We start from the raw sequence: 21,448 nt of genomic DNA, 5'->3' as shown, positions 1-21,448 counted from the left end.
CGCGTCAATCATTCCCCATATAGAGACCAACCGCGATTTCGGAGTAAAACCATGCAAACCCGCAACAAGATCCTCGATGACGTTTCCCAACTGATGACCAACGCCATGGGTGTAGCTCAGGGCGCGCGCGAAGAAGCCGAGAACGCGATGAAGTCGATGATCGACCGTTGGCTGGCTGACCGCGATTTCGTCACGCGCGAGGAATTCGATGCCGTCCGCGCGATGGCTCAGAAGGCGCGTGAAGAGAATGCTGCGCTTGAGGCGCGCATTGCCGCGCTTGAGGCAAAACTGGACAAGTAACGTCCGACTCAGAAATTTTTAGAATAAGCCATTCGCCGCGCAATCCAGCCCGGTTTGTGCGGTGTTGTGTATCTTGCCGCCTTGCAGAATTTAATCAAGACAAAGCTGCGTGATGTGCCAATATTTTGATCGCCGTGGCCATTCGTCCACAACTTATTGCTGTTATCCCCAATAAATAGGGTTGCCAGAACCCATCTTGCGTCGCACCATATTTAGTACAGGCCTACGGGGGAAGCCCGGCTTGTAGAGCAGGCAACTAGCGCTGGGGCGCTGCCAGCCCCGAAATGCTAGAGATTAGTGAGGTGGCATTATGGCCCTTTCCGAGCAGTTTCTCGAAGAAGACCTTCATCCTATCGATATTGTTGAACATTTGGCTGAACACCACGACTGGGACTTTGACCGGATCGGGGATGATCAGATCGCTATGGCTGTCGAAGGGCAGTGGCGCACATACTCGATCACTTTGGCCTGGTCGCACTATGACGAGACCCTTCGGATGGTCTGTTCCTTTGAAATGGAGCCGCCGTCCGAGCGTGAAGGCGTTTTGTACGAGCTGCTGAACAAGATGAACGATCAGTGCTGGGCGGGGGCGTTCACCTATTGGGCCAATCAGAAACTGATGGTCTATCGGTACGGCCTGGTGCTGGCGGGTGGTCAGATGGCCAGCCCCGAACAGATCGATACCCTGATCAACGCAGCGGTGCTGAGCGCCGAGCGGTTCTACCCTGCGATCCAACTGGTCACATGGGGTAACCGTACTCCGGAAGAAGCGATGCAAGTCGCCATTGCAGAGGCCTACGGCCGCGCGTAAAGCTTTGCCCCAAGCCGACTAAGGGGAGGGGCAATCATGGACATGTCACGCGTCGCCGAGCAGGGGCTGGTGCTTCTGGGCTGCGGCAAGATGGGATCGGCCATGCTCGCCGGATGGTTGGAGCATGGCCTTCCTGCGTCAGCCGTCTGGGTGATCGACCCGAACCCCTCGGACTGGTTGAAGGCGCAGGGCGTTAACATCAACACGCCCTTGCCCGAAGCACCTGCGGTAGTGCTGGTGGCCGTCAAGCCGCAGATGATGGGTGAGGCTTTGCCCGCGATCAAGGCGCTGGGCGGCGGGGGCAGCCTGTTCGTCTCGGTTGCTGCTGGCACCTCGATTGCGACATTCGAAGCCGTATTGGGTGAGGGAACGCCGATCGTGCGCGCCATGCCGAACACACCTGCCGCGATCCGGCAGGGAATCACCGCGCTGATCGGCAATTCTGTTGCCTCGGATGCCGATGTCGCGCTGGCCCAAGATCTGCTGTCGGCGATTGGCGAGACCGTCCGGCTTGATGATGAGGCGCAGATGGACGCTGTCACTGGCCTCAGTGGTTCGGGTCCGGCTTATGTATTCCACCTGATCGAAACCCTTGCCGCTGCTGGTCAGGCGCAGGGATTGCCGCATGAACTGGCAATGAAGCTGGCCAAGTCCACCGTTGCCGGTGCAGGTGCGCTGGCGATGGCGGCCGAGGAAGACCCCTCGCAACTCCGCATCAATGTGACGTCGCCCAATGGCACCACACAGGCGGCACTTGAGGTACTCATGCACGAAGAAGAAGGCTTCCCTGACCTGCTGCACCGCGCGGTCAAAGCCGCCACCGACCGATCCAAGGAGCTGTCCCGTGAGTGAGATTACCTTTGACGATTTTCTCAAGGTCGATATCCGCGTGGGCGAGGTGACCCGCGCCGAACCTTACCCCGAGGCCCGCAAGCCCGCGATCAAGATGTGGATCGATTTCGGCGATGAGATTGGGGAGCGGAAAACCTCGGCCCAGGTCACCGCGCATTACGATCCCGCGTCGCTGGTGGGCAAGCAGGTGATGGCCGTGGTCAACTTCCCACCACGCCAGATCGGCCGCTTTATGTCCGAAGTTCTGGTGCTGGGCCTGCCGGATGAAAACGGTGAGATCGTTCTGATCGGGCCGGATGGCGAGGTTCCTGTCGGCGGGCGGATGCACTGATGAGACTGTTTATCGCCCGCCCGATGACCGCCGCCGTCGAGGCCCGCGCCCGCGCCGAGTTCGATGTCGAGATCCGCGGTGAAACGCTGCCGATGACCCACGATGAGATGCTGCGCGCGCTGACGGACTTCGATGTCGTTGTGCCCACTCTGGGCGATCTTTTCTCGGCTCAGGTGTTCGCCGACGCGCCCAATCCCCGCTGCAAACTGCTGGCGAATTTTGGCGTTGGCTACAATCACATCAATGTGGACGCCGCGCGTTCCGCTGGCGTTGTTGTCACCAACACGCCCGGCGCGGTCACCGATGCCACCGCCGACATCGCCATGACCCTGCTGTTATCCACCGCCCGCCGCGCGGGTGAAGGCGAACGTCTGGTTCGGGCAGGCGAGTGGCAAGGCTGGCACCCGACGCAGATGCTGGGCCATCACGTCACCGGCAAACGGGTTGGTATTGTCGGCATGGGGCGCATCGGTCAGGCCATCGCGCAACGGTGTCATTTCGGGTTCGGAATGCAAGTTGCATACCAGTCGCGCAGCGCCAAAGACTTGGACTTTCCGGCCGTGTACACTGACGATCTCAAAGCGCTGGCCGGGTCTGTCGATTTCCTGATCCTTGCTGTCCCCGGCGGTGACGAAACCCGTCACCTGATCAACGCTTTGGTGCTTGGGGCGATGAACCCCTCGGCTATCTTGATCAATATCGCGCGTGGCGAGGTTGTGGACGAGTCGGCCCTGATTGCGGCATTGCAAACCGGCGAGATTGCGGGGGCAGGGCTGGACGTTTACGAATTCGAACCCGCCGTCCCGCAGGCTTTGCGTGATATGCAGAACGTAACCCTTCTGCCCCACCTGGGCACCGCAACCGAGGAAGTGCGCTCCGATATGGGCCACATGGCGCTGGACAACGTCGCGGCCTTTGTCGCGGGTCGCCCGCTGCCGAACCCGGTTTAAGACCCGACCGCCTCGCGCCAGTGTTTGCGGCAGAGCGAGACATAGGTCTCGTTCCCGCCGATCTGCACCTGTGCGCCTTCGGTGATGGTATTGCCGTTCTCGTCCTGACGAATCACCATCGTCGCCTTGCGACCGCATTTGCAGATCGTGCGGACCTCTCGCATCTCATCGGCCAACGCCAGCAGGGCCGCCGAGCCAGGGAACAGGCGCCCCTGAAAATCCACCCGCAGCCCATAGGCCAATACCGGAACACGCAGATCATCCACGGCGCGTGCCAGTTGCCAGACTTGCGCTTCGGTCAGAAACTGCGCCTCGTCGACAAAGACGCAGGCGATTTCTCCCCGGTTCAGGCGCGCTTCAATCATCGCAAACACGTCATCACCGACCGAGAATGTATCGGCCTCGGCGGAAATCCCGATCCGTGAGGCGATCTTACCCACTCCGGCCCGCCCATCCAGCGCCGCGGTCATAAGATAGGTATCCATGCCCCTCTCGCGATAGTTGTGCGAGGCCTGCAGCAACACGGTCGATTTGCCCGCGTTCATGGTGGAGTAGTTGAAGTAGAGCTTTGCCATGCGTCCGGGTCTAGATTGCCAGCTCCCCTTGGGCAAGATGCCAATGTCCACGAAAAGGCGACGTCGCCATTGTTGTTGCAGGGGCCGAGCCTAGGCTCAAGGGGGATGGAATCCCTGCGTCAACAACAGCGACGTCGTTGGCCAACACGTGGCCAATACTGAGCGAGGTGAATATACAGCCTCGCAATTACTCGTTACCGGCTGCAACAGCCGCCACTCACTCACAAAATCCCTGCATATCTGAGGGATAGCCAATTTATGACATTTCAATTATGACTGGAGTATGGGAAATTTCTTTTCCCTTTCCCCCACAAGGGCAGATGTTGTGGGGGATACAGGCAGAAAAGGTGAAAACATGGCAGATATCGGGGCCTATCTGAAAAAACACACCGAAGCATTGGTCAAAGATGTCGGCATTGAAGCGGCATGCGATATCACCGGAAAATCCAAGGCGACACTTGGACGGTATTACTCAGACAATGCCGAACACACGGACCGGTTTATGCCGGTGGATGCTGTGGCCCGGCTTGAGGCCGTTTCGACCTACCCGCATGTGACCTCGGCGCTGGCCGATCTGAAAAACATCACTTTGTCCTATGACGGGCGGAACACAGACACGCCGCGTACTGGTGGGGTGAACTCGGACGTCATTGCTCTGAGCCAACGGTTCGCGATGTTGATGACCGAATATCAGGCCGCCATCGAAGACGGTATCATCACCGTGAACGAGGCCAAGCGCCTGCTGAAAGAAACCAGCCTTTTGCAGCAGGTTCTGATCGAGATGAAGCTGCATCTGGAAGAGGAAAGCGTGAGCTGAGTCTAATCGCTAACCTTCTCGGGAGGAAGGGTTGCCGACACGGGTTTAGAGCGTTCGCTGTGCGGACAAAGGCGACGTCGACCTTTTCAATGATGAAGCCGGTAAGAATGACTATCTGTAAAATGGCTGGTCAGCGATAAACACCGAAAACTTTGCATTCCAACAATCCGGCCGCTTCGTAGGCTGATCTAAACCGAGACTCTTCATTTGCCAAACCTGTTTGGGTAGACTCTGCGCAAGCCTTTATCGCGTTACTTTTCGCTTCTGCTTGGGTGGCATAGTCGATGCCAAATCCTGTGTAGCCAGCTGGATTGCTTGCAATCGCGAGATAGTGGCCCGGTGTTGTGGCCCGTTTTGCCTTGGCCAATACGCCCGCATGATTATTGGGTATTGTATGTTCTGTAGGCTCATCTCGAGGAACAAAAGTTGCGTATAGGATACAGTCTGCTCCAGACACAATATCACAGTCGATCTTCGCCATTCGTTTTGCGTCAATCTCTGAATAAAGGCCTGTCACTAAACCCCATGCGCGACCATCTGGTCGAATGTAAAACGCTCCAAACGCTCCGTCTACTCGGTTGACAGCACCGTCAAAGGCATTTCGCGCCTTCGTGGAAAGCTGTTGGTCGGAGTACTGTCGAATCTCGAAGGAACCATAAGTGGTCAAGGATTGCTTCGATGGCAAAAAACTTGAGTCAGGAGTTGTCTCGGTGCACGCCGCCAGTAGCATGAGCCCAACGAGTAAAGGGCTGATTGTAGTTTTAGTCACTGTTGGAAATTACCTTGCTGTTGAATACGCCCTGCTTCTCGGCTTTTTCGTAAGTGGTATCAGCGTACAGGGTCAACGCGCTAGGCGAACTGCGCACCGTAAACACAGCCCATCGGGTGCTCCTTGCAACACGCTGTTCGATTGGGCCAATACTATGGGCGATTTAGGAAGTAGTACGCGTGCAGTTTGGGCTCCAAAACAGACAGTCGAACACTCTTTTGTGCGAATTCTGGAAACAGCCCACTACCCGTGCCGCTTCACTATAACAGAACCTACCGAATACCCGGCCCCGAACGAGCAGATCAGCCCAACATCTCCGTCTGCCAAATCATCTGAATACTTGGAAAACGCAATGATCGATCCGGCGGAGGACGTGTTCGCATAGTCTTGCAGGATGTTGGGTTGCTCACCGGCCTCGGGCTCGCGGCCCAGCACCTTTTTACCGATAAAATCGTTCATCGTCTTGTTGGCCTGATGCAACCACAGGCGCTTGAGGTCGCTGCTGGTCAGCCCCTCTGCCTCCATGTGGTCTGAGATGTGTTTGCTAACCATGGGCAGAACTTCCTTGAACACCTTTCGACCGTTCTGCATGAACTGCATGTCGCGTCGATCAACCACTCCGGCGGGGCGCGAGCGGCGCAGGAAGCCGTTGTTGTTGCGGATGTTGTTCGAAAACGACGTGGCACAGCGGGTCGAGAGGATTTCGAAATGCGGCCCTTGCGCGTCTTCGAGCCGTTCGACCAGCGTGGCCGTCGCCACATCGCCAAAGATAAAGTGGCAGTCGCGGTCGCGCCATTCCAGATGGCCCGAACAAATCTCGGGGTTCACCACCAGCGCCGACCGCACCGAACCCGAGCGGATCATATCCGCTGCTGCCTGAATGCCGAACGTGGCCGAGGAACAGGCGACGTTCATATCGAATCCGAACCCTTTGATCCCCAACGCCTGCTGGATCTCGATCGCAATCGCCGGATAGGCGCGTTCATGGTTCGAAGCGGCGCAAATCACGAGATCGACATCCTCGGCACTGCGACCGGCATGCGCCAGTGCTTTTTTGCAGGCGTCCAGCGCCATCTCGGTCATGATGCCCGGCTGATCATCGCTGCGCTGGCGCAGCAGGGGGTGCATCACGTCGGGGTCCAGAACGCCAGATTTGTCCATCACATAGCGGTTCTCGATGCCCGAGGCCTTGAGGATGAACTCTTCGGACGAATGCTGCATCGGCTCCGCCTCGCCCGCTGCTATCGCGTCGGCATTCGCGGCGTTCTGCTTGTCTGCATAGGCGTTGAAGGCGGCGACAAGCTCGGCATTGGTAATGACGCTTTCGGGGGTGAAAACACCGGTGCCGGTGATAGCGGGCGTATACATGGCTGGTCCTGGACGGTTCGAGTTTGCCTAAAATGCAGTCACAGCTGGGTTTGATCAAGGTATAGTGACCTAACGGAATGCGCGGACTTTAACCTATTTCAGCTTCATATCTTGAATAGTTCATAATTTGAAGTATATGACCGTCCTGACTCATCCGGAGGGTTCGCATGTCAGACGATATCAGCACCAGGCTTGGCCGTCTCAGCCCTGAAATTCAGGCCATCATGGGGGTGTATGCGCTGTATTGGAAGCTGGAAGAGGCGTTTGACTGCGTCGAAACCGATCTCAGCCATCTCGAGTGCCACATGCTGATCAAACTGGATCAGCCAAAGCGCATGGGCGTTCTGGCTGCTGACATGCTGACCGTCCCGTCGACCATCACGGCAACGGCGGACGGTTTGGAAAAGGCCGGGTTGCTGATACGCGAACGCGACCCGGAAGACCGTCGGGCCTGGCTGCTGGTTCTGACTGAGCAGGGCCAAGAGATGCGCAACATGCTGGTGTCCGTGGCCGGAGACCTGTTCCACCGCGCCTCTGGTCTGGATGCGGAAGAAACTGCCCAATTCGCGCGATTGGCGCGCAAAATCCGAGACAACATTCTGAAAACGGGAATTCCCGAGGGACTGACGAAATGAAACTCCTCACTGTACTGAGCGCGACCCTGTTCGCGCTGGCGACCACGGTAGTGGCGCAAGGCACGGCCAAACCCGTTAAACTGATGCTGGTGCAGGAAACCACGCCGGGGTTTTCGCGGCAGTTTTTCGGGCGCGTTGCCGCCCGGCAGACTGTTGACCTGGCCTTTCAGGTATCCGGTCAGATCGTGGAAATGCCGGTGAACGAAGGTTTTGTGATCCCCAAGGGCGAGTTGATCGCGCAACTTGATCAGGCACCGTTCCAGCGCCGCTATGACCGGGCCGTGTTGCAAAAGGATCAGGCCGATCGGACGCTGGCCCGCCTGTCGCGTCTGCGTGGAACGACAGCCAGCCAGGTGGCCGTGGATGACGCGGAAACCGCCGCGCAACTTGCAGAGATTGCCGTGCGCGATGCGGAATACGATCTGCAGCACGCCACGCTGTCCGCGCCGTTTGATGCGCTGGTGTCCAGCCGTGCGGTCGAAGCCTTTACGACGGTGTCGGCCGGTGCGCCTATCGTCCGCATCCACGACATGTCTGAGTTGCGGATCGAAGTCGACGTACCTGAAATCCTGTTCCAGCGATCTTCGCAGGAAGATGACATCACAATCACCGCAAAATTCCCTGTCAGTGACGAAGTATTTCCCCTGCAAATCCGCGAGTTCGATGCTGAAAGTTCAAGCGTAGGTCAGACATTTCGCATTCAGTTCGGGCTGACTCCTCCCGAGGGGTTACAAATCCTCCCCGGTTCGTCCGTGACGGTGAATGTTCAAGTTCAGGATGCCCGCACCGGCATCATCGTTCCGGCCTCGGCCATCGTTGCGGATGCTGACGGTGCACTGGGCGTCATGATGTTCTCGCCAGTTGGCGCCGATGAGGGAAACATCCGTCACATACCTGTCACCATCGAGCCGACCCAAACGGGTGACGTTCGGGTGCTGACCGGCCTGTCTGATGGCGATGAGATTGTTGTCGCCGGAGGCGGAGCGTTGACCGATGGTCAGGCCGTGCGCCGCTTTGCCGGTTTCGCGAACTGAGGGCTGACAGATGAACATCGCACGCGCCTCAATCGACCGGCCGCTTTATACTTGGCTGATCATCCTGTTTGCCCTGTTTGGCGGTATCTGGGGGTTCATGTCGCTGGGCCGTCTGGAAGACCCAGCCTTCACCATCAAAAACGCGGTCATCGCAACCCAGTACCCGGGGGCTACGGCGGAACAAGTGGCGTTGGAGGTTTCGGAGCCGCTGGAATCCGCCATTCAGCAGATGGGTGAAGTTGATACCATTACCTCGGTCAACCAGCCCGGATTCTCGCTGATCGAGGTCGAGATTAAGTCGACCTATGACGGCACCGAACTGCCGCGTATCTGGACTGAACTGCGCGCCAAGATGCGCGACGCGGCACGGAGCTTGCCTCCGGGTGTTGGCGCGCCGTTGGTGAATGACGGGTTTGGCGATGTGTTCGGCCTGTTCTATGCCGTCACCGCCGAAGGCTTTTCAGACGCCGAGAAACACGAACTGGCCACCTTCCTGCGGCGCGAGTTGCTGACCGTATCCGGTGTTGCCGATGTCGAGGTGATGGGCCTGCCGCAAGAGGCCATCTTTGTCGAACCCGACCTGGCCATTTCCGTGAACCAGAATGTGCCGATCCAGACTATAAACGAAGCCATCGCCAACGCGGATTCGGTTAACGCGTCGGGGTCGGTCCGGTCCGAGAATGACCGGACCACGATCCTGACGGCCGAAGGGTCAGACACCGTTTCAGCCATTGCCGGGCTGTCCGTCGGCTCGCAGGGGCAGGTGATCAACCTGTTCGACATGTCCAACGTGTTCCGGGGCCGTCAGACCGATCCGGATGTCATGATCCGGTTCAATGGTGCCGAGGCGTTCACGCTGGGTATCGCTGGCCTGTCGACAGAGAACATTGTAGAGGTTGGCCAACGCGCCGATGCCAAGCTTGCCGAGTTGGATTCTCAGATCCCCTTTGGTGTCGAAATCCTGCCAATCTACCAACAGCATGTGGTGGTCGAGCAGGCCTCGAACGATTTCCTGGTGAACCTCGCGATGTCCGTCAGTATCGTGGTTGCGGTTCTGGGCATCTTCATGGGCTGGCGCGCGGCGGTGGTTGTGGGCTCAACACTGTTGCTGACCGTTGTCGGAACACTGCTGTTCATGTCGATCTTTTCGATCGAGATGGAGCGAATCTCGTTGGGCGCCTTGATCATCGCGATGGGGATGCTGGTCGACAACGCCATCGTTGTGGCTGAGGGAATGCAGATCGCCATGCTGCGCGGCAAGAACTCGCGCGATGCGGCGGATGAAGCGGCGTCCAAGACGCAAATCCCGCTGTTGGGGGCGACGGTGATTGGCATCATGGCATTTGCCGGGATCGGTCTCAGCCCGGACGCAACGGGCGAGTTTCTGTTCTCGTTGTTTGCGGTAATCGGCATCTCGCTGATGCTCAGCTGGGTGCTGGCGCTGACCGTGACGCCTTTGCTGGGGCACTACTTCTTCAAGCAGGGCAAAGAGGGTGCAGTCGATGCCTATGGCGGCATCATGTTCCGCGTCTACGGGGCGATTCTGCGTTGGTCGCTGCGGATGCGCTGGCTGGTGATTGCCGCCTTGATCGGGGTCACGGTGGCCTGTTTCGCGGGCTTTGGTCTGGTAAAACAGCAGTTCTTCCCGGACTCGAACACACCACTGTTCTTCGTGCACTATAACCTGCCGCAAGGCACGCCAATTGCCCGCACCGCCGAAGACATGGCTGTGTTCGAAGACTGGTTGGCCGAGCGTGACGATGTAGTGTCCGTCGCAACCTTTGTCGGGCAGGGCGCGACTCGGTTCCTGCTGACTTATTCGGCTGAAAAACCGAACCCTAGCTATGGTCACATGATCATTCGCACCAACACGCTGGAGGACATTCCGGCGCTGCAGGCGGATCTTGAGGCGTTTGGCCAGGCTCAATTCCCCGAAGGCCAGTTCCGCACCAAGCGGCTGATCTTTGGTCCGGGCGGCGGTGATCCGGTTCAAGCTAGGTTCTCGGGCAGTGACCCCGCGGTTTTGCGTGAACTGGCCGACGCGGCGGTGCTGAAAATGCGCGAGGCCTCGCCCAATGCGCTGAATGTCTATCACGACTGGCGCGAGCAGGAACTGGCGGTTCAGCCGATCTATGCGACCGAGCGGGCCCAGACAGCGGGTGTCTCACGTGAGGACATTGCGGCAACGCTGCAGTTTTCGACGGACGGGATTACCGCTGGTGAATTCCGCGAGCGAGATCGTTTGATCCCGATCATCTTACGCCGCCCAGCGGACGGGGATTATTCGATCGTCGATCAGGTCGTGTACTCGGACGAGTCTGAGCGATTTGTTCCCATTGAGCAAATGGTTGACGGGTTCGAATACAAGCCGCTCAACACGCTGGTCCATCGTCGTGACCGGGTGCTGACGATCACCGTGGGGGCTGACATTCCGCCTGACATGACGGCAGCTCAGGTCCATTCGGAAGTGCGCGCTGCCATCGAAGGCATGGAACTGCCGCCGGGCTACCGGATGGAATGGGGCGGTGAGTTCGAAAACGCCGGTGAAGCCAATGAAAGCCTTGGGCGTCAGCTGCCGCTGAGCCTGCTGATTATGGTGCTGATCTCGGTGCTGATCTTCAACGCCATCCGCCAGCCGATCATCATCTGGCTGCTGGTGCCGATGTCGGTGAACGGGGTGGTGATCGGCCTGCTGGGCACTGGCTTGCCGTTTACCTTCACCGCCTTACTAGGCTTGCTAAGCCTGTCGGGGATGCTGATCAAAAACGGCATCGTTCTGGTCGAGGAGATCGACCTGGTCCGCGCGACCGGCAAACCTCTGCGCGAGGCGATTGTCGAAGCCTCGGTCTCGCGTCTGCGCCCTGTGATGCTGGCGGCGATCACCACCATTCTGGGGATGGCACCGCTGCTGACGGATGCGTTCTTCCGGTCTATGGCGGTGACTATCATGGGCGGTCTGGCCTTTGCCACGATCCTGACGATGGTTGCAGCCCCGGTCTTTTATCTCGTGTTCTTTGCGCGGGATGAAAAGCGCGAGGCCGCAGCGGCCTGACGAATACCGGGCGGCTGTTTTCAGTCGCCCGGGTCTTCTGCCGGGTCGTAGTGGTAGTAAAAACAGGACAGCTTGTTGCCATCCGGGTCGCGCAGATAGGCAACATAGAAATCGGGCGCATAGCGGTCCCGCGTACCCGGCGCCCCTTCGTCAGTGCCGCCGTTTTCCAGCCCCGCCGCGTGAACCTGCCTGACCTGCGCGGCGCTGTTGGCGGGGAAGGCCATCATCGTGCCATTCCCTACGCTGGCGGTGCTGCCGTCAAAGGGCGTACAGACCCAAAACCCGACACCGGCGTCAGGTTCGGTTCCCCAACCCGCGCTATCCTTGGTCCATCCCGGCAGGCGGGGCTGCTCCAGAACGGCAAAAATCGCGTCATAGAACCGGATGGCCCGTTTCAGGTCATTGGTGCCGTATGTGGTGTATAGGCGCATGGCTGCCCTGTTGGTTTTAGGACCGCATCATGCAGCATGCATACCCACAGGAACAGTGAAAACAGCGCCAAAGGCCGCGTCAGATCAACGGAACCAGCGGTACATCACAAGCGGCTAGGGTCATCAGGGTGGCGAATACCATAAACCTGAGCATTTCTTGTTTCCTTCTGCTCGTTTGCAGAAAAGATGCGCGCCCGAAGACACGGGGTCAACGGGCGCGTAAAATGTCTTGCATTTAAGCGGGTTCGGGCCGGTCAGCCCTGAAGCGATTTCACCTCGACATCCCCTTCGGCCTGCGCCTTGATCGCCAGCGCGGCGGCATGGCTGGCGGCAGCGGTGGTGAAATAAGGGATCTTGTCATAGAGCGCGATCGAGCGGATGGACTTGCTGTCCTCAACCGCCTGCGCGCCTTCGGTGGTGTTCATCAACAGTTGAACCTGACCGTCTTTCAGCATGTCAACGACGTCCGGACGGCCTTCATAGACCTTGTTCACCACGTCGCAAGGCACACCCTGATCCGCCAGCCAGCTTTGTGTGCCACGCGTTGCGACCAGAGTGAAACCCTGTTCAACTAGCACCTGAGCGGCTTCCAGCATCGCAGGGGTCTTGTCCGCATCCTTGATCGAGATGAACGCACGCCCCGAGGACGGCAGAACCATACCGGCCCCCATCTGCGCCTTGAGGAAGGCGCGCGGGAAGTCGCGGTCCCAGCCCATGACCTCGCCGGTCGAACGCATTTCCGGGCCAAGGATCGTATCAACGCCGGGAAAGCGGGCGAAAGGCAGCACTGCCTCTTTCACCGAGAACCACGGCATGTCCGGGTCGGCCAGCGTCATCTGATCGGCGATCTTGGTGTCCTTGCCTTCCTGATAGGGTGGACGCATCGGGAAGTTCGCCAGTTTTTCACCGGCCATCACGCGTGCGGCGATGGACGCAATCGCGCTGTCGGTCGCCTTGGCGACAAACGGCACTGTGCGCGAAGCGCGGGGGTTCACTTCGATCAGGTAAATCTCATCATCCTTGATAGCAAACTGCACGTTCATCAGGCCGACAACGTTCAGCGCCTTGGCCAGTTTGAATGCTTGATCCTTGATCTGGCCGATGATCTCTTTCGACAGCGAATAGGGCGGCAGCGAACAGGCCGAGTCGCCCGAGTGAACGCCCGCCTCTTCGATATGCTGCATGATGCCCGCGACGTGCACGTCAGTACCATCACACAGCGCGTCCACGTCCAGCTCAACCGCGCCGGCCAGATAGCTGTCCAGCAGAACCGGGCTGTCACCCGAAACCACAACGGCCTCGTTGATATAGCGTTTCAGCTGTTCCATATCGCGCACGATTTCCATCGCGCGGCCGCCCAGAACGTAAGAGGGGCGGATGACCAGCGGGAAGCCGATGTCTTCGGCAATCGCCAGCGCCTGTTCGTCGGTCGAGGCGATGCCGTTGTTGGGCTGTTTCAGGCCCAGATCGTTGACCAGGGCCTGGAACCGTTCACGGTCTTCGGCCAGGTCGATGGCGTCCGGTGTGGTGCCGAGGATCGGAATGCCTTCTTCTTCCAGCGCGTTCGCCAGTTTCAGCGGGGTTTGGCCGCCGAACTGAACGATCACACCGTGCAGCGTGCCGTTTTCCTTTTCCTTAGTCAGGATTTCCATGACGTGTTCGAAGGTCAGCGGCTCGAAATACAGGCGGTCCGAGGTGTCATAATCGGTGGACACCGTTTCCGGGTTACAGTTGACCATGATGGTCTCATAACCCGCCTCGGTCAGCGCGAAACAGGCGTGACAGCAGCAATAGTCGAATTCGATGCCCTGACCGATCCGGTTCGGGCCACCGCCGAGGATAACCACCTTTTTACGGTCGGAAGGGCGCGCCTCACACTCGACCTCACCCATCATCGGGGCTTCGTAGGTCGAATACATGTAAGGCGTTTGCGCTTCGAACTCGGCGGCGCAGGTGTCGATGCGTTTGAACACGGCCTTCACACCCAGGTTGTGGCGGGCGCGGCGGACGTTGTCTTCATCACGACCGGTCAGGTTGCCCAGACGTGCATCGGTGAAGCCCAGCATTTTTAGCTTGCGGATGCCTTGCTCGGTCATCGGCAGACCGTCCTTGCGCACCTGACGCTCGGCCGCGATGATCTCGCGGATACGGGCGAGGAACCATGGGTCAAACTTGGTGACGCCGAAAATCTCGTCATCAGACAGCCCGTGACGCATGGCTTGCGCAATGGTGCGCAAACGGTCGGGGGTCTGCTGGCTGATCGCCTTGATCACGGCGGCCTTGTCATCGGCTTCGTCCCAGAGGCCGACGTTCAGGCCGGGGATTTCGATCTCATCAAAGCCGGTCAGACCCGATTCCATCGAGGCCAGAGCCTTCTGCATCGATTCGTGGATGGTGCGGCCAATGGACATCGCCTCACCCACCGACTTCATCGCGGTGGTCAGGTAGGGTTCGGACCCCGGGAATTTCTCAAAGGCGAATTTCGGGATCTTGGTGACGACATAGTCGATGGTCGGCTCGAACGACGCGGGCGTGACCTTGGTAATGTCGTTGTCCAACTCGTCCAGCGTGTAGCCTACGGCCAGCTTGGCGGCGATCTTGGCAATCGGGAAGCCGGTCGCCTTTGATGCCAGAGCCGATGAGCGTGACACACGCGGGTTCATCTCGATCACGACCATACGGCCATCATCGGGGTTAATCGCCCATTGTACGTTCGAACCACCGGTCTCGACGCCGATCTCGCGCAGAACAGCAATCGAGCCGTTGCGCATGATCTGGTATTCCTTGTCGGTCAGCGTCAGGGCAGGGGCCACGGTGATCGAGTCACCGGTATGCACGCCCATCGGGTCGACGTTTTCGATGGAACAGACGATGATGGCGTTGTCGGCGGTGTCGCGCACCACCTCCATCTCATATTCTTTCCAGCCCAGCAGGCTTTCGTCGACGAGGATCTGGTTCACCGGCGAGGCATCCATGCCCGAGCGGCAAAAATGGATATAATCCTCACGGTTATAAGCCACACCACCGCCGGTGCCGCCCAGTGTAAAGGCGGGGCGGATGATGGCGGGCAGGCCGATCTCTTCCAACTCGTCCAGCGCCATTTGAACGCCTGAATCCAGGTCTGTGCCGCCGTCCTCGCGCTTGGGGGCGGTCACGATGGTCGCTTTGGGGTTTTCAAGACCCAGCCGGTCCATCGCCTCGCGGAACAGGGCGCGGTCTTCGGCCATCTCGATGGCGTCGCGCTTGGCGCCGATCATCTCGACACCGAACTTGTCCAGCACGCCCATCTCTTCCAGCGCCAGAGAGGTGTTCAGGCCGGTCTGTCCACCCATGGTGGGCAGCAGCGCGTCGGGGCGTTCTTTTTCGATGATCTTGGCAACAACTTCGGGGGTGATCGGCTCGATATAGGTGGCGTCTGCCAGCCCGGGATCTGTCATGATCGTGGCCGGGTTTGAGTTCACCAGAATGACCCGGTATCCTTCTTCGCGCAGCGCTTTACACGCCTGTGCGCCGGAATAGTCGAACTCGCAGGCTTGACCGATAACAATGGGGCCAGCCCCGATGATCATGATCGACTTGATGTCGGTTCTTCTCGGCATGGCCACATTCCTTCGATTGTTCGCGAGTCAGGGCGCCCCCAAGCGCCCAAATTGTCCTGCGTTATAGGGACCGCGCGAAAAGGTTCAAGGGGTATCGGAATTGGGGGTGAAATTGCCGCTTTCCCCTCTTTCCCTTACCGCCCGATCCTCTATACCGCGCAACACGGCAAATGAGGATGCAATTGCGTATTCGTTTCGATCAGGGGCCGGCCGGGCCCGGAACCAGTTTCGACCGGCCTGCCAATGTGATCCGCGCAGACAAGGCGGAAGACGTGCCCCACGCGCTGGCGGCGCTGGATGAGGCGCGCGCCGAGGGGGCGTGGCTGGCAGGTTATGCCAGCTATGAACTTGGCTATGCGCTGGAACCCCGCCTGACCGACCGTCTGCCGGACGATCGCCGCCTACCTCTTTTGTGTTTCGGAGTCTATGGAGAGCCAGTCCAGCGTGATCTGCCTGCGGCTTCGGGCGGTGTCACCGGTTTCGAACCGCGCTGGGATGAGGCGCGCTACACAGAAGCCTTTCAGCAGGTTCACGATGCTATCGGCGCGGGCGATATCTATCAGGCCAACCTGACCTTTCCCATCGATCTGACGGTCGAAGGCGACAGTGCCGCGCTTTATGCCACTTTGGCGAGCGGGCAGCCGGTAGGTCATGGCGCGCTGGTTCAGCAGGATGGTCTGCCCGATTTGCTCAGCCGCTCGCCCGAGCTGTTTTTCCGCACCGATGCGGACCGGATGATCGAAACCCGCCCGATGAAGGGCACCCAGCCGCGCAGCGAGGACATGGCCGAGGACGCGCGCCGCCGTGCTTTTCTGTCGATCGACGAAAAGAACCGGGCCGAGAACCTTATGATCGTCGACCTGCTGCGCAACGATATCAGCCGCGTCGCGCTGCCCGGATCGGTCAAGGTGCCTGAACTGTTCAAGGTCGAGACCTATGCCACCGTGCACCAGATGATCTCACTGGTGCAGGCGCAGTTGCATCTGGGGGCCGAGCTGTCTGATATTCTGATGGCGCTGTTTCCCTGTGGTTCGATTACCGGCGCACCGAAAATCCGCGCGATGGAGATTCTGTCGGACCTCGAACCCTGGCCCCGCGATATCTATTGCGGCGCCATTGGCTGGGCTGCACCCGACGGTCGGTCCGAGTTCAACGTGGCGATCCGCACGCTGATGGTCGAGGATAGCAAGGCCACGCTGAATGTGGGCGGCGGCGTGGTCTGGGACAGCACGGCCCCATCCGAATATGAGGAAGCGCTATGGAAAGCCCGCTTTGCGCACCAATTGACGCTAACTTCCGCCTGATTGAAACGTTGGCCTTTCGGCCGGGGCAGGGATTTGTGCGGCAGGACCAGCATCTGGCCCGCTTGGCGCGCTCGGCCATCGCGTTTGGGTTTCCCTTCGATGGCAGGGTAGCCGTTGAAAAGCTGGACGCAGTGGTTGGAGCATCGCCGCTGCGCTGCCGTCTGACGCTAGCCGCAGATGGGAAGCTGGACGTGACGACCGGGGCGCTGGCCGACAACCCTTCGGTCTGGCGCGTGGCGATTGCTCAGACACGCCTGACTGCAGATGACATCTGGTTGCGGCACAAGACAACCCAACGTGCGCTCTATGACAGCGCCCGTGCGTCCCTGCCGAAAGGGATCGACGAGGTTTTGTTCCTCAACGAACGCGACGAACTTTGCGAAGGCACCATCACCAACCTGTTTCTGCACATGCCCGACGGTCGTCACCTGACGCCTGCTTTGTCCTGTGGCGTCCTGCCGGGCATTCTGCGCGAAGAACTACTGGATAATAAACAGGTTACCGAGGCCACCCTGACCTTGACCGACCTGAAAAACGCATCAAAAATCTATATGGGAAATTCGTTGCGTGGTCTGATCCGGGCGGAGTTGGCAGAACAGTGAGCAAACAAACCGATTGGGTGGACAGCGCGGTCCCGCATCTGCGATTGCGACTGGAATTCGGGCTGTTCTTCATGGCTGTGCCGGTGCTAATAGCGGTGTTTTTCCCTCCGAGCTGGATGTTTCCGTCGCTTTTTGCCTTCACGGCCATCGGCATCGTGCTGCTACACTACACACCCGGCTTTTCCTGGGCCGAGCTGCGATACAACTGGCGCAACTGGTCGTGGGGCGAAGTCGCGCTGTTTGCAGTTGCAATGACCTCATTCTGTGCTGCGCTTGTGATGGCCACCCGGCCCGAGGCGGCGTTCTTCCTGCTGCGCAATCGGCCCGAGTTTCTGCTGGTAATCTGGCTTGGTTACCCGCTGCTGTCGGCCCTGCCGCAGGAGCTTTTGTTCCGCTCGCTGTTCTTCCGCCGCTACCACGCGATCCTGCCGAATGGGCGCGCGGCTTACCTGCTGAACGCGGCACTATTTTCACTCGCGCACCTGATGTACTGGAGCTGGATCGTCGCCGCCATGACCTTTGCCGGAGGGCTTCTGTTCACATGGGCCTATCGCAAGCGTGGATCGTTTTTTTATGCCGTCCTGCTGCACGCGATCGCCGGGAACATCATCTTTGCTGCGGGTCTGGGCATCTATTTCTACTCGGGCAACGTGCAAAGGCCGTTTTGAGCGGTATACCTGCCTTGACTTTCCAAGCCTGACGGGGTGTATCGGCGCGACGAATTCTGCGCCCGAAGGGATATGATCCATGCACGCCTATCGCAGCCACACCTGCGCCGCTCTGACCGCCGCCAATGTTGGTGAAACCGTCCGCCTGTCCGGTTGGGTGCATCGTGTCCGAGATCACGGTGGCGTGCTGTTCATCGACCTGCGCGACCATTTCGGCGTGACCCAAGTTTTGTGCGACGGCGACAGCGCGGCCTTTGCCGAGCTTGAGAAGGTGCGTTCCGAGTGGTGTATCCGCATCGACGGTAACGTCAAAGCCCGTGACCCTGAGCTGGTGAACCCGAAGCTGCCCACCGGTGAGATCGAAGTGTACGTGCGCGAGCTTGAGGTGCTGGGTGCGGCCGACGAGCTGCCGCTGATGGTCTTCGGCGATCAGGAATACCCCGAAGAAACCCGCTTGCGCTATCGTTACCTGGACCTGCGCCGCGAAGCGATGCAGCAAAACATGACCTTGCGTTCTGACGTCGTGGCCTCAATGCGCAAACGCATGTGGGATCAGGGCTTCCGCGAGTATCAGACGCCGATCATCACTGCGTCCTCGCCCGAAGGTGCACGTGACTTTCTGGTGCCGTCACGTCTGCATCCTGGCAAGTTCTACGCGCTGCCGCAGGCGCCTCAGCTGTTCAAACAGCTGATCATGGTGTCGGGCTTCGACAAGTATTTCCAGATCGCGCCGTGCTTCCGTGACGAAGACCCGCGCGCCGACCGCTCGCCCACTGATTTCTACCAGCTGGACCTAGAGATGTCGTTTGTCGAGCAGCAGGACGTGTTCGACACCATCCAGCCCGTGTTGACCGGTGTATTCGAAGAGTTCGGCGGTGGCCGCAAGGTTGATCAGGACTGGCCGCAGATTTCCTACAAGGACGCGGCCCTGTGGTATGGCACCGACAAGCCCGACCTGCGCAATCCTATTAAAATGCAAGTGGTCTCCGACCACTTCCGCGGATCTGGCTTCGCGATTTTCGCGAAGCTGCTGGAGCAGGAAGGCACCGAAATCCGCGCCATCCCGGCACCCACTGGTGGCAGCCGCAAATTCTGTGACCGCATGAACGCTTTTGCGCAAAAAGAGGGTCTGCCCGGCATGGGCTATATCTTCTGGCGCGATCAGGGCGAAGGCATGGAGGCCGCTGGTCCGCTGGCCAAGAACATCGGCCCCGAGCGGACCGAGGCGATCCGACAGCAACTGGGTCTGGGCGTAGGCGATGCTGCGTTCTTTCTGGGCGGCAAGCCGAAAGCCTTTGAAAAGGTCGCAGGCAAGGCGCGTGACGTGATCGGCGACGAGCTGAACCTGACCGAGAAAGATCGTTTTGCCTTTGCCTGGATCGTGGACTTCCCGATCTATGAGCAGGACGAGGAAACCGGCGCGATCGACTTTGAGCACAACCCGTTCTCGATGCCGCAGGGCGGTTTGGAAGCCCTGAACGGCAACCCGCTGGACGTGCGCGGCTATCAGTATGACCTGGCCTGTAACGGGTATGAGCTGGTTTCGGGCGCGATCCGAAACCACAAGCCCGAGATCATGCTGAAGGCGTTCGAACTGGCAGGCTACGGCGAGGACGAAGTCAAATCCCGCTTTGGTGCCCTGTTCAGCGCTTTCCACTATGGCGCCCCGCCGCACGGTGGCTGTGCTGCCGGGATCGACCGGATCGTGATGTTGCTGGCCGACGAGGCCAACATCCGCGAGGTCATGATGTTCCCGATGAACCAACGCGCCGAAGACCTGATGATGGACGCGCCCTCCGATCCGACCTCGGATCAGTTGATGGAGTTGGGATTGCGTATCATCCCGCAGGATTGATCAACGGCCCGTCGCAGACCCTGCGGCGGGCTTTTCTTTTGAATCACTCTCTGGGAAGGGGTGTTTCAAAGGCATTGCCGGCACGACATGCGAGCGTTTGCGTTCTGTCGCCGCACATGCGGGGCAGGGAAGCGCGTCACGCGCGTCCCGGATGTTCCTCGCCGTCGTTCTGGTTTGAAAATAGACCCAGATGCTCAGGATCGTGGCCGTCAGAAAGTAAGCCGTCACCATCTCAGATCGCCTCACGCTGTTCCAGCCGCGCCTGAACGATACCCGCAACCTGCGCGGCCAGAGCGGTGACGGGCGTGCCACATGCACGCGATTCCGCCAGCTTTTGTGCCGCATCGGCCAGAATCGTATCTTCGGCATCGCGGGCAACGCCGCGCAGGAATTGCGCCGCATAGTCCAATGTGCGGTGATCGTTCGGCCCGGCCAGAACGTCCGCAATATGAGCCATGTCGTCCTGATAGGCCATCGGATCGGGGCGAATGACCTCATCCTTCACCGCGTGCAGGCTGTTGGGGCGGCGATCCTCGGGCAGGCTTTCCAGAATGAACTTCTGAAAGTAGGAAAGCGATTTCAGAGGTTTGTGCAAGAAACCATCAGCCCCTGCCTGTAGCGCCGAGTCCTGTGCATCCTCATCCCCGGACATCCCCAGAATAGCACCGATACGCGGGCTGGCCTCGGTCAGTTCGGCGATCAACTCGGCCCCAGAGCCATCCGGCAGGCCGATATCCACCAGAATGACCGAGGGGCGATAGATCTGCAGGTGACGCCGCGCCGAGGTTAGGCAATCTGCGCGCCGGATGCGGGCGCCGCTGTGCAGGCACATCAGCCGGATCGCGTCACAGGCAAAGCGGCTGTCTTCGACAACCAGAATGGTTTGACCCAGCAGAGGCCGCATGGCCGTCGGCTGCGCGGGAGAGGCGAAGGGGCTCGAATCGTCCATAACAGAACTCCTAATCAGCAGATGCCCCACGCTAGGAAGTTCTGGCTAACACGACGTTAACGGCAATTTGGCGCACTTGTTCTTTGACCAAACAGCCCCCATAACCGCTGCAACGCAGAACGGAGGAGAATTCTATGATTGGTCGTCTGAACCATGTCGCCATTGCCGTGCCTGATCTTGAGGCCGCATCCGAGCAGTATCGCAGCGCACTGGGTGCCAAGGTCGGCGCGCCGCAGGACGAACCAGATCATGGTGTGACCGTGGTGTTCATCGAACTGCCGAACACCAAGATCGAGTTGCTGTATCCGCTGGGCGATGACAGTCCGATCAACGGCTTTCTGGAGAAAAACCCGGCCGGTGGCATTCACCACGTCTGCTATGAGGTCGATGACATCATTGCCGCCCGCGACCACCTGAAGGAAACCGGTGCCCGCGTTCTGGGGTCGGGAGAGCCCAAGATTGGCGCGCATGGCAAGCCTGTGCTGTTCCTGCACCCCAAAGATTTCAACGGCTGCCTGGTCGAGTTGGAACAGGTCTGATCCAAGC

General features: G+C 59.3%; 20 protein-coding genes. 14 read left to right on the top strand and 6 right to left on the bottom strand.

What is annotated here, in order from left to right; genetic code table 11:
- The first annotated feature begins 51 nt into the window (after positions 1-51).
- The 5 genes from GOW98_RS11140 (at position 52) to GOW98_RS11120 (ending at position 3,244) form a co-directional block, all read left to right on the top strand.
- A complete protein-coding gene (locus GOW98_RS11140; protein WP_050604795.1) occupies positions 52-300 on the top strand; it encodes an accessory factor UbiK family protein in 249 nt (82 codons plus the stop codon).
- A gap of 310 nt (positions 301-610) precedes the next feature.
- Entirely contained in the window at positions 611-1,111 is a 501-nt protein-coding gene (locus tag GOW98_RS11135) for a YbjN domain-containing protein (protein ID WP_170331933.1), read from the top strand.
- 36 nt (positions 1,112-1,147) lie between these two features.
- Positions 1,148-1,963, top strand: coding sequence for a pyrroline-5-carboxylate reductase (gene proC / locus GOW98_RS11130; RefSeq protein WP_170331931.1), 816 nt, complete (start codon positions 1,148-1,150; stop codon positions 1,961-1,963).
- Entirely contained in the window at positions 1,956-2,294 is a 339-nt protein-coding gene (locus tag GOW98_RS11125) for a tRNA-binding protein (protein ID WP_170331928.1), read from the top strand. The genes proC and GOW98_RS11125 overlap by 8 nt, the downstream gene beginning before the upstream one ends.
- Positions 2,294-3,244, top strand: coding sequence for a 2-hydroxyacid dehydrogenase (locus GOW98_RS11120; RefSeq protein ID WP_170331926.1), 951 nt, complete (start codon positions 2,294-2,296; stop codon positions 3,242-3,244). Before GOW98_RS11125 ends, GOW98_RS11120 begins: the two co-directional genes overlap by 1 nt.
- Here GOW98_RS11120 and GOW98_RS11115 read toward each other — a convergent pair.
- On the bottom strand, positions 3,241-3,819 hold the full coding sequence (locus GOW98_RS11115) for a thymidine kinase (RefSeq protein ID WP_170331924.1): 579 nt from the start codon (positions 3,817-3,819) through the stop codon (positions 3,241-3,243). The two genes, GOW98_RS11120 and GOW98_RS11115, sit on opposite strands and share 4 nt — an antisense overlap.
- A 355-nt stretch (positions 3,820-4,174) precedes the next feature.
- Between GOW98_RS11115 and GOW98_RS11110 the strand changes: the two genes are divergently transcribed.
- Entirely contained in the window at positions 4,175-4,636 is a 462-nt protein-coding gene (locus tag GOW98_RS11110) for a hypothetical protein (RefSeq protein ID WP_170331922.1), read from the top strand.
- Between the two features lie 130 nt (positions 4,637-4,766).
- Here the strand turns inward: GOW98_RS11110 and GOW98_RS11105 are convergent, their stop codons facing one another.
- Entirely contained in the window at positions 4,767-5,117 is a 351-nt protein-coding gene (locus GOW98_RS11105) for a hypothetical protein (RefSeq protein WP_170331920.1), read from the bottom strand.
- Positions 5,118-5,648: 531 nt separating this feature from the next.
- Positions 5,649-6,773, bottom strand: a complete 1,125-nt coding sequence (locus tag GOW98_RS11100; RefSeq protein ID WP_170331918.1) for a beta-ketoacyl-ACP synthase III — start codon at positions 6,771-6,773, stop codon at positions 5,649-5,651.
- A gap of 167 nt (positions 6,774-6,940) precedes the next feature.
- On the opposite strand from GOW98_RS11100, the gene GOW98_RS11095 reads away from it, so the two are divergent.
- From GOW98_RS11095 to GOW98_RS11085, 3 genes are read left to right on the top strand one after another with little or no spacing between them, the layout of a single operon-like run.
- Positions 6,941-7,408 (top strand): MarR family winged helix-turn-helix transcriptional regulator, encoded by a 468-nt coding sequence (locus GOW98_RS11095; RefSeq protein WP_170331916.1) that lies wholly within the window; start codon positions 6,941-6,943, stop codon positions 7,406-7,408.
- Positions 7,405-8,442: an efflux RND transporter periplasmic adaptor subunit gene (locus GOW98_RS11090; protein WP_170331915.1), complete on the top strand. Its 1,038-nt coding sequence runs from the start codon at positions 7,405-7,407 to the stop codon at positions 8,440-8,442. The genes GOW98_RS11095 and GOW98_RS11090 overlap by 4 nt, the downstream gene beginning before the upstream one ends.
- Positions 8,443-8,452: 10 nt before the next feature.
- On the top strand, positions 8,453-11,494 hold the full coding sequence (locus GOW98_RS11085) for an efflux RND transporter permease subunit (protein WP_170331913.1): 3,042 nt from the start codon (positions 8,453-8,455) through the stop codon (positions 11,492-11,494).
- Positions 11,495-11,514: 20 nt separating this feature from the next.
- On the opposite strand, the gene GOW98_RS11080 is transcribed toward GOW98_RS11085, so the two are convergent.
- Complete coding sequence (locus GOW98_RS11080; RefSeq protein WP_170331911.1) at positions 11,515-11,925, bottom strand: VOC family protein; 411 nt, start codon at positions 11,923-11,925, stop codon at positions 11,515-11,517.
- Between the two features lie 254 nt (positions 11,926-12,179).
- Positions 12,180-15,524, bottom strand: a complete 3,345-nt coding sequence (gene carB / locus GOW98_RS11075; protein WP_170331909.1) for a carbamoyl-phosphate synthase large subunit — start codon at positions 15,522-15,524, stop codon at positions 12,180-12,182.
- 176 nt (positions 15,525-15,700) lie between these two features.
- On the opposite strand from carB, the gene GOW98_RS11070 reads away from it, so the two are divergent.
- The 4 genes from GOW98_RS11070 to aspS all read left to right on the top strand — a co-directional run bounded on the left by GOW98_RS11070 (position 15,701) and on the right by aspS (position 19,953).
- Complete coding sequence (locus GOW98_RS11070) at positions 15,701-16,828, top strand: aminodeoxychorismate synthase component I (RefSeq protein ID WP_170331990.1); 1,128 nt, start codon at positions 15,701-15,703, stop codon at positions 16,826-16,828.
- Positions 16,783-17,430 carry an aminotransferase class IV family protein gene (locus tag GOW98_RS11065; protein ID WP_170331907.1) on the top strand — a complete coding sequence of 216 codons (648 nt, stop codon included), beginning with the start codon at positions 16,783-16,785 and terminating at the stop codon, positions 17,428-17,430. Before GOW98_RS11070 ends, GOW98_RS11065 begins: the two co-directional genes overlap by 46 nt.
- A complete protein-coding gene (locus tag GOW98_RS11060) occupies positions 17,427-18,098 on the top strand; it encodes a CPBP family intramembrane glutamic endopeptidase (protein WP_170331905.1) in 672 nt (223 codons plus the stop codon). Before GOW98_RS11065 ends, GOW98_RS11060 begins: the two co-directional genes overlap by 4 nt.
- Positions 18,099-18,177: 79 nt before the next feature.
- On the top strand, positions 18,178-19,953 hold the full coding sequence (gene aspS, locus GOW98_RS11055; protein ID WP_170331903.1) for an aspartate--tRNA ligase: 1,776 nt from the start codon (positions 18,178-18,180) through the stop codon (positions 19,951-19,953).
- A gap of 232 nt (positions 19,954-20,185) precedes the next feature.
- On the opposite strand, the gene GOW98_RS11050 is transcribed toward aspS, so the two are convergent.
- The gene (locus tag GOW98_RS11050) at positions 20,186-20,902 is read right to left on the bottom strand and encodes a response regulator (protein ID WP_170331901.1); all 717 of its coding nucleotides are present in this window, start codon (positions 20,900-20,902) and stop codon (positions 20,186-20,188) included.
- A 134-nt stretch (positions 20,903-21,036) separates the two neighbouring features.
- On the opposite strand from GOW98_RS11050, the gene mce reads away from it, so the two are divergent.
- Positions 21,037-21,441, top strand: coding sequence for a methylmalonyl-CoA epimerase (gene mce, locus GOW98_RS11045; RefSeq protein ID WP_170325901.1), 405 nt, complete (start codon positions 21,037-21,039; stop codon positions 21,439-21,441).
- The last annotated feature ends 7 nt before the right edge of the window (positions 21,442-21,448 follow it).

The sequence above is a fragment of the Ruegeria arenilitoris genome (assembly GCF_013032445.1).
GTDB classification, from domain to species: Bacteria; Pseudomonadota; Alphaproteobacteria; order Rhodobacterales; family Rhodobacteraceae; genus Ruegeria; species Ruegeria arenilitoris_F.
The sequence above is the reverse complement of the archived record's forward strand: the minus strand, read 5'-3'. Positions and strand labels throughout refer to the sequence as shown.

What these genes read in the sequence shown, in the direction of transcription:
- GOW98_RS11140 (WP_050604795.1), top strand. Translation starts at nt 52, where the DNA reads ATGCAAACCCGCAACAAGATCCTCGATGACGTTTCCCAACTGATGACC.
- GOW98_RS11135 (WP_170331933.1), top strand. Translation starts at nt 611, where the DNA reads ATGGCCCTTTCCGAGCAGTTTCTCGAAGAAGACCTTCATCCTATCGAT.
- proC (WP_170331931.1), top strand. Translation starts at nt 1,148, where the DNA reads ATGGACATGTCACGCGTCGCCGAGCAGGGGCTGGTGCTTCTGGGCTGC.
- GOW98_RS11120 (WP_170331926.1), top strand. Translation starts at nt 2,294, where the DNA reads ATGAGACTGTTTATCGCCCGCCCGATGACCGCCGCCGTCGAGGCCCGC.
- GOW98_RS11115 (WP_170331924.1), bottom strand. Translation starts at nt 3,819, where the DNA reads ATGGCAAAGCTCTACTTCAACTACTCCACCATGAACGCGGGCAAATCG.
- GOW98_RS11110 (WP_170331922.1), top strand. Translation starts at nt 4,175, where the DNA reads ATGGCAGATATCGGGGCCTATCTGAAAAAACACACCGAAGCATTGGTC.
- GOW98_RS11105 (WP_170331920.1), bottom strand. Translation starts at nt 5,117, where the DNA reads ATGGCGAAGATCGACTGTGATATTGTGTCTGGAGCAGACTGTATCCTA.
- GOW98_RS11100 (WP_170331918.1), bottom strand. Translation starts at nt 6,773, where the DNA reads ATGTATACGCCCGCTATCACCGGCACCGGTGTTTTCACCCCCGAAAGC.
- GOW98_RS11095 (WP_170331916.1), top strand. Translation starts at nt 6,941, where the DNA reads ATGTCAGACGATATCAGCACCAGGCTTGGCCGTCTCAGCCCTGAAATT.
- GOW98_RS11090 (WP_170331915.1), top strand. Translation starts at nt 7,405, where the DNA reads ATGAAACTCCTCACTGTACTGAGCGCGACCCTGTTCGCGCTGGCGACC.
- GOW98_RS11085 (WP_170331913.1), top strand. Translation starts at nt 8,453, where the DNA reads ATGAACATCGCACGCGCCTCAATCGACCGGCCGCTTTATACTTGGCTG.
- GOW98_RS11080 (WP_170331911.1), bottom strand. Translation starts at nt 11,925, where the DNA reads ATGCGCCTATACACCACATACGGCACCAATGACCTGAAACGGGCCATC.
- carB (WP_170331909.1), bottom strand. Translation starts at nt 15,524, where the DNA reads ATGCCGAGAAGAACCGACATCAAGTCGATCATGATCATCGGGGCTGGC.
- GOW98_RS11070 (WP_170331990.1), top strand. Translation starts at nt 15,701, where the DNA reads ATGCAATTGCGTATTCGTTTCGATCAGGGGCCGGCCGGGCCCGGAACC.
- GOW98_RS11065 (WP_170331907.1), top strand. Translation starts at nt 16,783, where the DNA reads ATGGAAAGCCCGCTTTGCGCACCAATTGACGCTAACTTCCGCCTGATT.
- aspS (WP_170331903.1), top strand. Translation starts at nt 18,178, where the DNA reads ATGCACGCCTATCGCAGCCACACCTGCGCCGCTCTGACCGCCGCCAAT.
- GOW98_RS11050 (WP_170331901.1), bottom strand. Translation starts at nt 20,902, where the DNA reads ATGGACGATTCGAGCCCCTTCGCCTCTCCCGCGCAGCCGACGGCCATG.
- mce (WP_170325901.1), top strand. Translation starts at nt 21,037, where the DNA reads ATGATTGGTCGTCTGAACCATGTCGCCATTGCCGTGCCTGATCTTGAG.